This window comes from Sinomonas atrocyanea (genome assembly GCF_030811715.1).
GTDB classification, from domain to species: domain Bacteria; phylum Actinomycetota; class Actinomycetes; order Actinomycetales; family Micrococcaceae; genus Sinomonas; species Sinomonas atrocyanea_A.
Window position 1 is genome coordinate 249,846 of sequence record NZ_JAUSRH010000004.1, and the last position, 11,978, is coordinate 261,823.

11 protein-coding genes are annotated in these 11,978 nt (G+C 73.9%); 10 read left to right on the forward strand and 1 reads right to left on the reverse strand.

The window, feature by feature from the left end; all coding sequences use genetic code 11:
* Window positions 1–39: 39 nt before the first annotated feature.
* From hrpB to J2W21_RS09270, 9 genes are all read left to right on the forward strand, one after another.
* On the forward strand, window positions 40–2,715 hold the full coding sequence (gene hrpB, locus J2W21_RS09230; protein WP_307114200.1) for an ATP-dependent helicase HrpB: 2,676 nt from the start codon (window positions 40–42) through the stop codon (window positions 2,713–2,715).
* Window positions 2,716–2,769: 54 nt separating this feature from the next.
* Window positions 2,770–4,452, forward strand: coding sequence for an ABC-F family ATP-binding cassette domain-containing protein (locus J2W21_RS09235; protein ID WP_307114201.1), 1,683 nt, complete (start codon window positions 2,770–2,772; stop codon window positions 4,450–4,452).
* A gap of 22 nt (window positions 4,453–4,474) precedes the next feature.
* Window positions 4,475–5,014, forward strand: a complete 540-nt coding sequence (locus J2W21_RS09240; protein ID WP_307114202.1) for a GNAT family N-acetyltransferase — start codon at window positions 4,475–4,477, stop codon at window positions 5,012–5,014.
* Window positions 5,015–5,205: 191 nt separating this feature from the next.
* Window positions 5,206–5,646, forward strand: a complete 441-nt coding sequence (locus J2W21_RS09245; protein WP_307114203.1) for a response regulator — start codon at window positions 5,206–5,208, stop codon at window positions 5,644–5,646.
* Window positions 5,647–5,790: 144 nt separating this feature from the next.
* Window positions 5,791–6,069 carry a hypothetical protein gene (locus J2W21_RS09250; RefSeq protein WP_307114204.1) on the forward strand — a complete coding sequence of 93 codons (279 nt, stop codon included), beginning with the start codon at window positions 5,791–5,793 and terminating at the stop codon, window positions 6,067–6,069.
* 222 nt (window positions 6,070–6,291) lie between these two features.
* Window positions 6,292–6,489, forward strand: coding sequence for a hypothetical protein (locus J2W21_RS09255; protein WP_307114205.1), 198 nt, complete (start codon window positions 6,292–6,294; stop codon window positions 6,487–6,489).
* A gap of 78 nt (window positions 6,490–6,567) precedes the next feature.
* Complete coding sequence (locus tag J2W21_RS09260; RefSeq protein WP_373423096.1) at window positions 6,568–8,601, forward strand: penicillin-binding transpeptidase domain-containing protein; 2,034 nt, start codon at window positions 6,568–6,570, stop codon at window positions 8,599–8,601.
* A 40-nt stretch (window positions 8,602–8,641) separates the two neighbouring features.
* Complete coding sequence (locus J2W21_RS09265) at window positions 8,642–9,385, forward strand: MBL fold metallo-hydrolase (RefSeq protein ID WP_307114206.1); 744 nt, start codon at window positions 8,642–8,644, stop codon at window positions 9,383–9,385.
* Between the two features lie 116 nt (window positions 9,386–9,501).
* A complete protein-coding gene (locus tag J2W21_RS09270) occupies window positions 9,502–10,251 on the forward strand; it encodes a GAF and ANTAR domain-containing protein (protein ID WP_307114207.1) in 750 nt (249 codons plus the stop codon).
* Window positions 10,252–10,293: 42 nt separating this feature from the next.
* Here the strand turns inward: J2W21_RS09270 and J2W21_RS09275 are convergent, their stop codons facing one another.
* Window positions 10,294–10,542: a DUF3072 domain-containing protein gene (locus tag J2W21_RS09275; protein ID WP_307114208.1), complete on the reverse strand. Its 249-nt coding sequence runs from the start codon at window positions 10,540–10,542 to the stop codon at window positions 10,294–10,296.
* 164 nt (window positions 10,543–10,706) lie between these two features.
* Between J2W21_RS09275 and J2W21_RS09280 the strand changes: the two genes are divergently transcribed.
* Complete coding sequence (locus tag J2W21_RS09280) at window positions 10,707–11,969, forward strand: MFS transporter (protein ID WP_307114209.1); 1,263 nt, start codon at window positions 10,707–10,709, stop codon at window positions 11,967–11,969.
* Window positions 11,970–11,978: the final 9 nt, after the last annotated feature.

Here is an 11,978-nt window from a genome sequence, read left to right on the forward strand (position 1 = left end):
TCGGCGATCCCAGCACCCTCCGCCCGGCACAATGGACCGGTGACCTCCCGCCCGCCCGTGCCGCCGTTCGACCTGGCCCGCATCGGCGCCGGCCTCACGTTCGCCGGCTCGCTCGCGGAGCTCGGGGCGGCCCTCGCGGACCCGGGGGCCGCGGCAGTCGTGCAGGCGCCGCCGGGCACCGGCAAGACCACGCTCGTCCCGCCGCTCGTGGCGAACCTCGCCCTCGCGCAGGCGCACGACGGCGCCGCCCCGCCGCGCGTCGTCGTCACCCAGCCGCGCCGGGTCGCCGTGCGGGCCGCCGCACACCGTCTCGCGGCGCTGGACGGAGCCTGGGCGGGTGCCCGGACCGGGTACACCGTGCGGGGCGAGCGCACGGCCGGCGCGGGCACGGTCGTCGAGTTCGTCACGCCCGGGGTGCTCGTGCGCAGGCTCCTCGCCGATCCAGGCCTGGACGGGGTCGGGGCCGTGGTCCTCGACGAGGTCCACGAACGCGGGCTCGAGACCGACCTGCTCGTGGGCATGCTCGCCGAGGTCCGGCAGCTGCGCGGGGACCTCCGGCTCGTCGCAATGTCCGCCACCGTTGATGCTCCGCGCTTCGCCGCCCTGCTGGGCGACGAGGGGGAACCCGTTCCGGTGGTCGACTGCCCGTCCGCGCTGCACCCGCTCGAGGTGACGTGGGCGCCGTCGGACGCGCCGAGGCTCGACGAGCGCGGCGTGGCCCGCGCGTTCCTCGACCACGTGGCCGACACCGCGGCGGGCGAGCACGCCGCCGAGCGGGCGGCCGGCCGGGATGTCGACGCGCTCGTGTTCCTCCCCGGCGCGCGGGAGGTCCGGCACGTCGCCGAGCGGCTGCGCGCGCGGGCGGCCGGGACCGAGGTCCTCGAGCTCCACGGCCAGGTCCCGGCCGCCGAGCAGGACCGGGCGGTGTCCGGACGCGGCCCCGGGGACCGCCCCCGGATCGTCGTCTCGACCGCGCTGGCGGAGTCGTCGCTCACGGTGCCGGGGGTGCGGCTCGTCATCGACTCCGGGCTGGCCCGCGAACCGCGCCGGGACGCCTCGCGCGGCATGACCGGCCTCGTCACCGTCTCCTGCTCCCGCGCCTCCGCGCAGCAGCGCGCCGGACGTGCCGCCCGCCAGGGGACCGGCCGCGTGGTGCGCTGCTACGACGAGCGGGCCTACGCCGCGGCCCCCGCGCACTCGACCCCCGAGATCGCCTCGGCCGACCTGACCGAGGCCGCGCTCGTCCTCGCGTGCTGGGGAGCGCCCGGCGGCCGCGGGCTCGCGCTCCCGGACGCGCCGCCGCCCGCAGCCCTCGCCGACGCCGTCTCCGTGCTCGCCGCGATCGGGGCGGTGGACGACGCCGGCCACGCGACCGCCCTCGGACGCCGGCTCGCACGCATCCCGGCCGACCCGCGGCTGGCCCGCGCCCTGCTCGAGGGGGCGGGACTGGTGGGTGCGCGGGCCGCCGCGGAAGCGGTCGCGATGGCTGCCCGCGACCTGCGGCCGCCCGGCGCCGACCTCGGGCGCCTGCTCGAGGCGCTGCGGTCCGGCCGCGACCCGCAGTCCCGGGCATGGGCAGAGGAGGCCAGGCGGTTCGAGCGGATCGCGCGGGAAGCTGGGGCCGGGTCCGCGCAGGGACATGACCCCTCAACGCAGGGAGGTGACCCCTCAAGGCAGGGACATGACCCCTCAACGGAGGTGGGGGCGGTCATCGCCCTGGCCTTCCCCGGGTCGGTGGCCCGCCGGGTTCCCGGCGACCGCGAGGCCTACCTGCTCGCCTCCGGCACCAGGGCCGGGCTCCCCGCCGGCAGCTCCCTGTCCGGCCAGGAATGGCTCGCCGTTGCCGATGCCGCGCGGGCGGCGGGCCGGGACGCAGCGGGGACGGGCGCCGTCGTCCGCGCCGCAGCGCCGATCACCCGCGAGCTCGCCGAGGCAGCCGCCGCACACCTGCTGACCGACCGGGTCGAGGCCGCCTTCGAGAACGGCCGGGTCGTGGCGCGGCGTGAGCGGCGGCTGGGCGCCATCCAGCTTGCCTCGACCCCGGTGCGGCCCGAGCGGGAGGAGGGCCATGCCGCGGTCGTCCGGGCGCTTGCGACCCACGGGCTCGGCGTGATCGGCTGGTCGGAGGGTGCGGACGCGCTGCGCCGCAGGCTTGCCCTCCTGAACCGCGAGCTCGGCGCGCCCTGGCCGGACGTGGCCGACGCCGCCCTCCTCGCCCGCCTCGACGACTGGCTCGCCCCCGAGATCGACGCGCTCGCGCAGGGCGCCGCGGCGCGCGGCATCGACCTCACCGAGCCCCTGCGGCGCCTCCTGCCCTGGCCCGAGGCCTCCCGGTTCGCCGAGCTCGCGCCCGAGCGGCTCGAGGTGCCCAGCGGGTCGCGGGTGCGGATCGAGTACCCGCCGGTCGAGGACGGCGCCCGCGCCGACACAGGAACGCCGGGCCCGCTGCCGATCGTGGCGGTCAAGCTCCAGGAATGCTTCGGCTGGGCGGAGACGCCCCGCCTCGTGGACGGGCGCGTGCCCGTGCTCTTCCACCTCCTCTCCCCGTCGGGGCGGCCCCTCGCCGTGACCGCCGATCTCGCCTCCTTCTGGTCGGGCCCCTACGCGCAGGTGCGGGCCGAGATGCGCGGCCGCTACCCCAAGCACCCCTGGCCCGAGGACCCGTGGACGGCGGTGGCGACCGCGAAGACCAAGCGGCGGCTCACGGGGGACTGAAGGCCCGCGGCGGCCGGCACCGGGGTTCCGGCAGCCAACCACTACGCTTGACCGGTGGCCCACCTCGACCTCTCAGGCATCGACTACGTCCTCTCCGACGGCACCCCGCTCCTGAACGGGGTGACCTTCAAGGTCCCGGAGGGCTCCAAGACCGCCCTCATCGGCCCGAACGGCACGGGCAAGACGACCCTGTTCAAGATCATCGCCGGGGACCTCGTCCCCGATGAGGGCGTGGTGGGGCGGTCCGGCTCGATGGGCGTCATGCGGCAGTTCATCGGGCAGGTGCGCGACGATTCGACGGTGCGGGACCTTCTGCTGGGGGCCGCTCCCGCCGATGTCGCGGCCGCGGGCTGCACGCTCGACGCCGCCGAGCTGGCGATGATGGAGGACGACGGCGAGGCCACCCAGATGGCCTACGCCCACGCGATCGCCGAGTGGGGCGACGCCGGCGGCTACGAGTGGGAGACCGTCTGGGACGAGGTCACCATGGCGGCACTCGGGGTCCCGTACGAACGCGCCCAGCACCGCGCGGCATCGACCCTCTCCGGCGGCGAGCAGAAGCGGCTCGTCCTCGAGGCGCTCTTCGCGGGCCCCGACGACCTCCTGCTCCTGGACGAGCCGGACAACTACCTCGACGTCCCCGGCAAGCGGTGGCTCGAGGACATGCTCAGCGCCTCGCGCAAGACCGTGTTCTTCATCAGCCACGACCGCGAGCTGCTCAACAACGCCGCCCAGCGCATCGTCACGCTCGAGCCCGGGATCAACGGGGCGAGCGCCTGGATCCACGGCGGCGGGTTCGCCTCCTACGTGGAGGCGCGGGCCGAGCGGAACGCCCGGTTCGAGGAACTGCGCAAGCGCTGGGACGAGGAGCACGCGAAGCTCAAGGAGCTCGTGACCATGTACAAGACGAAGGCGGCCTTCCGCTCCGACATGGCCAACCGCTACCACGCCGCCCAGACCCGGCTCGAGAAGTTCCTCGCGGCCGGCCCGCCCGAGGCGCTGCCGGTCGAGCAGAACGTGCGGATGCGCCTGCGCGGCGGGCGGACGGGCAAGCGCGCCGTCGTCGCGGAGAAGCTTGAGCTCACAGGGCTCATGAAGCCCTTCTCCACCGAGATCTGGTTCGGGGACCGGGTCGCCGTGCTCGGCTCCAACGGCTCGGGCAAGAGCCACTTCCTGCGCCTGCTCGCGCTCGGCGGCACCGATCCGGAGCGCGAGCACCTTCCCGTCTCCGACGTCGTGATCGCGCCCGTCCCGCACGAGGGCACGGTCCGGCTCGGGGCCCGGGTCCGCCCGGGGTACTTCGCCCAGACCCACTCCCGCTCGGACCTCGCGGGGCGGACCCTGCTCGAGATCCTGCACCGCGGCGACGAGCACCGCTCTGGCCTCGCGCGCGAGGCCGCGGCAGGTGCCCTCGACGGCTACGGGCTCGCTGGGCAGTCCGAGCAGAAGTACGAGTCCCTCTCGGGGGGCCAGCAGGCCCGGTTCCAGGTCCTCCTCCTCCAGCTCTCCGGGGCAACGCTCCTGCTCCTCGACGAGCCCACCGACAACCTCGACCTCCACTCGGGCGAGGCCCTCGAACGGGCCATCGACGCCTTCGAGGGCACCGTCCTGGCCGTGACGCACGACCGCTGGTTCGCGAAGTCGTTCGACCGGTTCCTCGTGTTCGGCTCCGACGGCACAGTCCGCGAGGCCTCCGAGCCCGTGTGGGACGAGGGACGCGTGGAGCGGGCGCGGTAGGCGCTGCGCGTAGCATCGCCCCATGGATGCCCACCCCGCCGAGTGCCGGCCCGCCGAGGGCCGGCCCACCCTGACCGTCCGCGACGCCACCGCCGGCGACTGGCCCCGGATCCGTGACATCTACGCCGCGGGGATCGAGCCCGGCGACGCGACCTTCGAATCGGCGCCCCCGCCCACCTGGGAGGCCTTCGCGGCGAGGAAGGAGTTCGTGCTCGTCGCGTGCGAGGACGCGGACTCCCGGGTGCTCGGCTGGGCCGGCGCGGGCCGCGTGTCCGCCCGCGAGGTCTACCGCGGCGTGGTGGAGCACTCGCTCTACGTCGACCCGGCAGCCGGAGGGCGCGGCGTGGGGACGTTCCTCATGGGTGCGCTCCTGGACGAGTCCCGGAACCGCGGCATCTGGACCGTCCAGGCGACCGTGTTCCCCGAGAACGCCGCAAGCCTGGCGCTCCACCGGAAGTTCGGTTTCCGTGAGGTGGGACGCCGCGAGCGGATCGCGCTCATGGGCCACGGCCCGCTCGCGGGAACCTGGCGGGACACCGTGCTGCTCGAGCTGAGGCTCTGACCGGGGAGGCCCTAAGCCCGCTCCGTGGGCCCGTCGCGAGGATCTGCCCCAAGGACAAGGGGGATTGCTGCCCTATCCAAACGGCCTCCGCGGGGGGAGAATGGCAGAACTGGGCGATCCCCTTCCGGACTGAATGAGCGCGACGACGTGCTCTGGGTCCTCCTCTGGATCGAACTGGAAGGAGTCAGCCCATGTCCCCCCAATCATCCTCTGCTGCCGCGCGCCCGCGGGCCCGACTGTTCATCTACGACCGCCATGACCTGGCACGCGAGAGCCTGCGGGAGCTCTTCGAGGACGAGGGATTCGACGTCGTCGGGACCGACCGGGATCCCGATGCCGCGGTGGCCCGCATCCTGGATCTGCGCCCCGACGTGTGCGTGCTCGACGCCGGCATGCGCACCGGAGCCGGCGTGGACATCTGCCGCCGCGTCCGGGACGCCGCCCCCGGCATCCGGTGCGTGCTCCTGGCCCCGTGGGATTCCCCCGAGCTGGCCCGCCTGGCCGCGGAGGCGGGAGCCTTTGCGCTCGTGCTGAAGAAGATCCGCACCGCCGAACTCCTCGGCGCCGTGGCCGCCGCAGCCTCTGATCAGGACCGCGCACGGGTGCCGGAGACCGCCGGCGAAGGCCACTGACCCGCTGCCCAGGGGCGCTGAATGGAGTGCGGGCTGCAGGGAGCGTGGCGCGGGTGGCCAAGACGTGGGACTTTTGGCCCTCCAGATGAGAGCCGTCGTCTCGGACCCTTGGAGAAGCTGTCCGAGGATGCGAAACGGAGACCGATGAAGAACGCGCCTGCTCGCCCCCCGCGCCACCATGACCGCCCTGCGGCCGCGCGCACCTACTCGCCCCGCCCGCTCGACGCAGCAGACGCCGACTGGTCGCCCCGCGATCCGGTCCGCCTTGCGCAGCTGCCATCCCACGGAGCGGGGCCCCTCGATCCCCATGCGGTGCGCCGCCAGGAGCAGATCTTGGACGAGCTCCTCCGCGTGGGCCTCGATCCGGAACAGGCCCTGGCCCAGATCCACCGCCTCGAAGCCGGCGACATCTGGAGCGGATAGGCTCGCGCGCACCGGCCTCCGCGGCACTGGATTCCCCGGCGCCCGCCCCGGCAGCGGCTGACTGGGCCGTTGGACTCTGGCCCGGATCCACGGCACGGGACGACAGTGGATCCAGGGGGCTGGGGCATCGTGGACAAGCAGGTCACGGGGGAACACGCTTCATCTCGGGCTCGGCAGCCCTCGCCATAATGTGCCTTCCAGAGTGACCAGGAGGCGAGGGCGATGGCTGTCAGCTCTCACCAGAAGACCCCGGTTTCCCCGCGCGTCCGGGTGCGCGTGGCGGCGTGCGCGGCACTGGCGGTGATCCTCGTCCTCATCTGTGCCGGAGGCATCTTCGGGACCCTCGCCTACCCGCTCTCGCTGGCCCTGCTGGCGGCCTGGTCCCTGCGGGCGAACGAGGCCCGCAACGGCAGGCGCTGACCCACCGCGCCGGCCGGGGCCAAGCGTCGTGGCCCGGGCGGCCGCAGGGCTGTCGGAGCCACCGCTTAGGCTGTCGGCGTGGGGAACTTCCGTGTGGTCTCTCTCGTCCTCGCCGCCGTCCTGATGGGCGCGGCGCTCACCTCGTGCGACGACGGTCGCCAGGCAGCCGCCAAGCAGGCCGCCGGCCAGCTCGCCTCGGCCCTGGCCGCCCGCGACGTCGGCGGCGTGCCGATGCAGGGCAAGGAGTCGGCCGCCGCCCAGCAGCAGCTCGCCGCCGCCTTCAAGGGCCTCGGCGACGTGAAGCCGGCCGTGGCCGCAGGCGAGCCGAAAGTGGACGGCGACCAGGCCGACGTCGCCCTCGCCTATGACTGGAAGGTCGCCGGGCAGGACTGGACGTACCAGACGACGGCGCACCTCACCCGGGACGGCGACCGCTGGCTCACGCGGTGGAAGCCGGACCTCCTCGCCCCCCAGCTCGCCGAGTCCGAGGTCCTCACCGTCGACACCGCGGCGCCGGCGCGCGCGGACATCCTCGGCGCCGGGGACGCGAAGCTCGTGACCGAGCGGCCCGTCCTCCGCGTGGGCATCGACAAGTCCCAGCTCGCCGGCGACCGACAGGCCGACTCTGCCGCCAAGCTCGCTGCCCTGACCAAGATCGACCCCGGGGAGTTCGCGAAGCAGGTCAAGGCCGCCGGCGAGAAGGCCTTCGTCGAGGCCATCACGCTCCGGGACGAACCCGGACGCACGCCTACTGACGATCAGATCGCAGCCGTCCCCGGTGCCATCACGGTCAAGGACACCATGCCCCTGGCTCCGACCCGCACCTTCGCCCGGCCGGTCCTCGGCGTGGTCGGGCAGGCCACCGCCGAGCAGGTGAAGGACTCCGGCGGGGCGATCCAGCCCGGCGAGACAGCGGGTGCGAGCGGGCTGCAGGCCCAGTACGACTCCCAGCTCCGCGGCCAGGACGGAGTCACGGTCTACGCCCAGCCCGCGGACCTCACCGCGGAAAAGCTCAAGGCGGACCCTGGGGCCCGGCGCACCCTGTTCACCAAGCAGCCGGTGCCGGGCACGCCCCTGAAGACCACGCTCGACCCCCGCCTGCAGCAGCTCGCCGAGGACGAGCTCGCCGGGATCGGGCCGGCCTCGGCGATCGTGGCCCTGCGCCCCTCCGACGGCGCTGTCCTCGCAGCCGCCTCCGGGCCCGGCAGCAACGGGTACAACACCGCACTGCTCGGCCAGTACGCTCCGGGGTCGATCTTCAAGACCGTCGACTCCCTGGCGCTCATCCGCCAGGGCGCAACCGCGGACCTGAAGGTGCAGTGCACCCCGACCCTCACCGTGGACGGCAAGACGTTCCAGAACGCGACCGGCTACCCGGCCTCCTCCCTTGGCGAGATCACCCTGCGCGATGCCTACGCCCACTCGTGCAACACGGCCTTCATCTCGCAGCGCGACAAGGTCTCGCAGGCCCAGCTCGAGTCCGCCGCCACCTCGCTCGGCGTGGCCGTCGATGCCCCCAAGCTCGGAGTGCCGGGCTTCCTCGGCTCCGTCCCGGGCGATGCCGGCTCCACCGAGCACGCGGCGTCGATGATCGGCCAGGGCAGGGTGCTCTTCTCCCCGCTCGCGGCCGCGATCATGGCCGGGTCGGTCGCCAAGGGCTCGCCCGTCTCGGCACAGCTCGTGCTCAACCCCCAGGCGGGGACGACTCCGGGCGGATCGCAGTCCGCGGGCTCGTCCGCCACTGCCTCGGGTGCCGCCCCTGGTGCAGGGAGCGGCTCGACCAGCCCCCCGCCGTCGTCCGCGGGCACGACGGCGAGCCCCGCCTCCCAGCCCGGCCCCCCGCTCACGGGGGGCGAGGCAGCGGTGCTGAAGGACATGATGCGGGCGGTCGTCACGAGCGGGCACGCGGGCTTCCTCGCGGACGTCCCCGGCGGCCCGGTGGGGGCGAAGACCGGCACGGCGGAGTTCGGGTCCGACACCCCACCCAAGACCCACGCCTGGATCGTCGGCACCCACGGCGACCTCGCGGTCGCGGTATTCGTCGAGGAGGGCGGCCTCGGGGCGACCGTGTCCGGGCCGCTACTGAAGAACTTCCTCGTCAAGGCGGGCTGAGGCGCCGTTTCGAGCCCGCCGGGCCGGGTAACCGGTCGCAATGTTCACGAAGAACGCGGCCCCCGGAATCCACCGGCTCGAGCATGCCGCCACCAACCTGTACGTGGTCGAGGACGGCGGGAGCCTGACGCTGGTGGACGCCGGGTTCCCCTCGAGCGAGCGGCTGCTCGCCCAGGCCGTCCGGGAACTCGGCAGAGGGCCAGGGGACATCCGCGCGCTCGTCCTGACGCACGGGCACTTCGACCACATCGGCTCCGCCACCCGGCTCAGGGCGAGGCTGGGCATCCCCGTCTATGCCCACGCCGCGGACCACTACATCGCGGCCCATCCCTACCGGTACCGGCACGAGCGGAGCGCGCTGCTGTACCCGATCCGGTACCCGAAGTCCCTCGTGGCCCTCGGCAAGATGGCGGCCGCCGGCGCGTTCGCCGTGCCCGGCCTGCGGGACGTGCAGGCACTCGACCAGGACGTGCTGCAGTCCCTGCCGGGGCGGCCCACGCTCCTGCCGGTTCCCGGCCACACCGCCGGCTCGGTCGCCCTGTGGTTCCCCGAGCGTGACGCGGTGATCACCGGCGACGCCATCGTGACCCTGGACCCCTACACGGGCGGCCGGGGCCCGCAGATCGTGGCCCAGGCGGCGACTGCGGACAGCGCGACGGCACTGGCCTCCCTGGACGCCCTCGCGTCGACGCGGGCCTCGGTGCTCCTCCCCGGCCACGGGGAGCCCTGGACGCAGGGAGCCGAGGCGGCCGTTGCCCGGGCCTTGGAGGTCTCCCGCCACTGATACGCGCACAATCCCTGCGCCCACGCAATCATTGCGTCCTCACGCCCCGGGGCCGATGATGGAGGTGTGGACAGCGACAGCCCCGCCGCGGAACGTGCGTGAGGGAGGTGGCATGGGTGACGACCGAGAACATCGAGACGCAGACCGGGACCGCGCGCCAGCTGCAGGAAGCCCTGCTCGCGTGCGAGGGCCTTCAGGCCTTCCTGGACCAGCTGGCGGCGGCCGCGGCCGAACGCCTCGCGCCCCGCGGCGTGGACTACTGCAGCGTCACCCTCGAGCGGCGCCGGCGGGGAATCACCCTCGCCGCCAGCGACTGCGAAGCGTCGCGGTGGGACGAGCTCCAGTACGCGGCGGACGAGGGCCCCTGCCTCGAGGCTGCGCGGATCGGCTCCGCCGTCTGCAGTGGCGACCTGTGGTCCGACCAGCGATGGAGCGGCTTCGCAGCCCACGTCCGGGACCACGGCCCGCGTTCCCTGATGGCCGCGCCGATCCCGCTCCAGGGCGAGGCGAAGGCCGCCCTCAACTGCTACGGCATCCGGCGCGACGCCTTCGCGGAGCCCGACAGGGAGGAGCTCCGGGCTGTGGCCTCCGAGGCGTCGGGAGCCGTCCGGATCGCGCTGCGGCTGGCCGCGGAGAGCGAACTCTCCAGCGACCTCATGGCGGCGCTCGACTCGCGGACGGCGATCAATCTGGCGCTCGGCATCATCATGGGGCAGTCCCGCTGCACGCAGCGGGAGGCAAAGGAGATCCTCGTCCAGGCGTCCAACCACAGGAACCAGAAGCTCAGGGACGTCGCGCTCGAGATCGTGTCCGCCCACGACCCAGACCTGCCCTCGACCGGCTTCGAGTGCCCTGAGCTGAGCTGACCCTCAGCCCGGGCCGGAAGCCGCGGGGGCGGGCAGGCCGGGCTACTGCGTTCTGGGGTCCTCCGACAGCCGCCCGCTCTTGCCCTGGAGCCTGTCGATGTGCCGTGACGCCTCCGCCTTGGTCAGGTCCGCGGGAAGCTCCTCGCCGGCCTCCCTCGCGAGCGTGTCCAGATAGCTGCGCTGGGCGGCGGTCATGGGCTCGTCTCCGGTCACCCAGTCGCCAGGGTCGCGGTCCAGCCCTCCCTGGGGCTCGGGGTCGGGGCTGCCGAGGGTCGCGGTGTCATCACTCATACGCACTCCCGTGCCCGCAGCGGCCCACCGCCAAACAGGCGGAGCTGGGCTCGGGTCCGGGCACGGATTCGCGGCGCCCCGACGCGGCGCCCCCGGGCCGAAGCCCCGGGGTGATTGAGTAGGGCCATGCGATCGACGGATTCGGGGGCCCCGGTGGGAGCCCCATGAGCACCCGCACCGACTCCACCGGGACCGTCCGGGCCGCCGCCATCGCCATCTTCATCATCTTCGGCACCAACGGCTTCATCTTCGCCTCCTGGGCAGCCCGCATCCCGTCGGTGACGGAGACGCTGGGGCTGAGCACCGGCGAGATGGGTGCCGTCCTGCTCGTCGGCGCCCTCGGCTCGCTCGTGTCGCTGCCGCTGACCGGTGCGATCGTGGACCGGATCGGGCTCAAGGCGACCGTCCGGTTCGGCGGTTCGCTGGCCATCGCCGCCGGCGCGGTCATCGGCATCGGCCTGCTCGCCCACTCGGTGTGGGTGGTCACGGCGGGCATGGTCCTCTTCGGCAGCGGCATCGCCTTCTGGGACGTCGCCCAGAACATCGGCGGCGCGGACGTCGAGCACCGGCTCGGCCGCACCGTCATGCCCCAGTTCCACGCCGCGTTCAGCGGCGGCGCCGTCCTCGGAGCGCTCATCGGGGCGGCCCTGAGCGCCGCCCGGATCGACCTTTCGCTGCACCTGTTCGCGATCGTGGTGGTGGTCGGGGCGATCATGGTCCTGGTTCCGCGGCACTTCCTCGCGCACGACGCCGCCGGCTCGCCCCACGAGGTCGCCGCGCCTGCCGCCTCGGGAGCCGGCGATGCAGAGGCGTCCGTCGCGGCCGCCGTCGGCGCGCCAAGGGGCAGCGTGCTCGACGCCTGGCGTCACCCCCGCACCGTGCTCATCGGCGTCGTGGTCCTGGGCGCAACCCTCACCGAGGGGGCTGGGAACGACTGGATCTCCAAGGGCGTGGTGGACGGCCTGGACGCGAGCGAGGCTGCCGGCGCGGCGCTCTTCGCGGTATTCGTCGGGGCGATGACCGTGGCCCGCTGGTTCGGCGGCCGCATCATCGACAGGATCGGCCGCGTGGCCGCCCTGCGCATCAGCATGGTCTCGGCCCTGATCGGTCTGACCGCATATGCCCTGGCGAGTACTTATCTCCTCTCCGCCGTCGGCGCCGTGTTCTGGGGCCTCGGGGCGGCCCTCGCCTTCCCCATGGGGATGTCCGCCGCCGCGGACGATCCCCGCCGGGCTGCCGCCCGGGTCTCGGTGGTCTCGACGATCGGCTACATCGCCTTCCTGGCCGGTCCGCCGTTCCTCGGCTTCCTCGGCGACCACCTCGGGCTGAGGCACGCGCTGCTCGCGATCCTGGTGCCCATCCTCGTGGCCCTCGCCCTGGCCGGCGTGACCCGGAAGGAGGCCCTCGGACATGGCGCAGCGCAGTAGGCTGGCCCG

Bases quoted from the DNA above. Each gene is read 5' to 3' on its own strand.
- J2W21_RS09240 (WP_307114202.1), top strand. From the start codon at position 4,475: ATGGATGCCCACCCCGCCGAGTGCCGGCCCGCCGAGGGCCGGCCCACC.
- J2W21_RS09245 (WP_307114203.1), top strand. From the start codon at position 5,206: ATGTCCCCCCAATCATCCTCTGCTGCCGCGCGCCCGCGGGCCCGACTG.
- J2W21_RS09250 (WP_307114204.1), top strand. From the start codon at position 5,791: ATGAAGAACGCGCCTGCTCGCCCCCCGCGCCACCATGACCGCCCTGCG.
- J2W21_RS09255 (WP_307114205.1), top strand. From the start codon at position 6,292: ATGGCTGTCAGCTCTCACCAGAAGACCCCGGTTTCCCCGCGCGTCCGG.
- J2W21_RS09265 (WP_307114206.1), top strand. From the start codon at position 8,642: ATGTTCACGAAGAACGCGGCCCCCGGAATCCACCGGCTCGAGCATGCC.
- J2W21_RS09275 (WP_307114208.1), bottom strand. From the start codon at position 10,542: ATGAGTGATGACACCGCGACCCTCGGCAGCCCCGACCCCGAGCCCCAG.
- J2W21_RS09280 (WP_307114209.1), top strand. From the start codon at position 10,707: ATGAGCACCCGCACCGACTCCACCGGGACCGTCCGGGCCGCCGCCATC.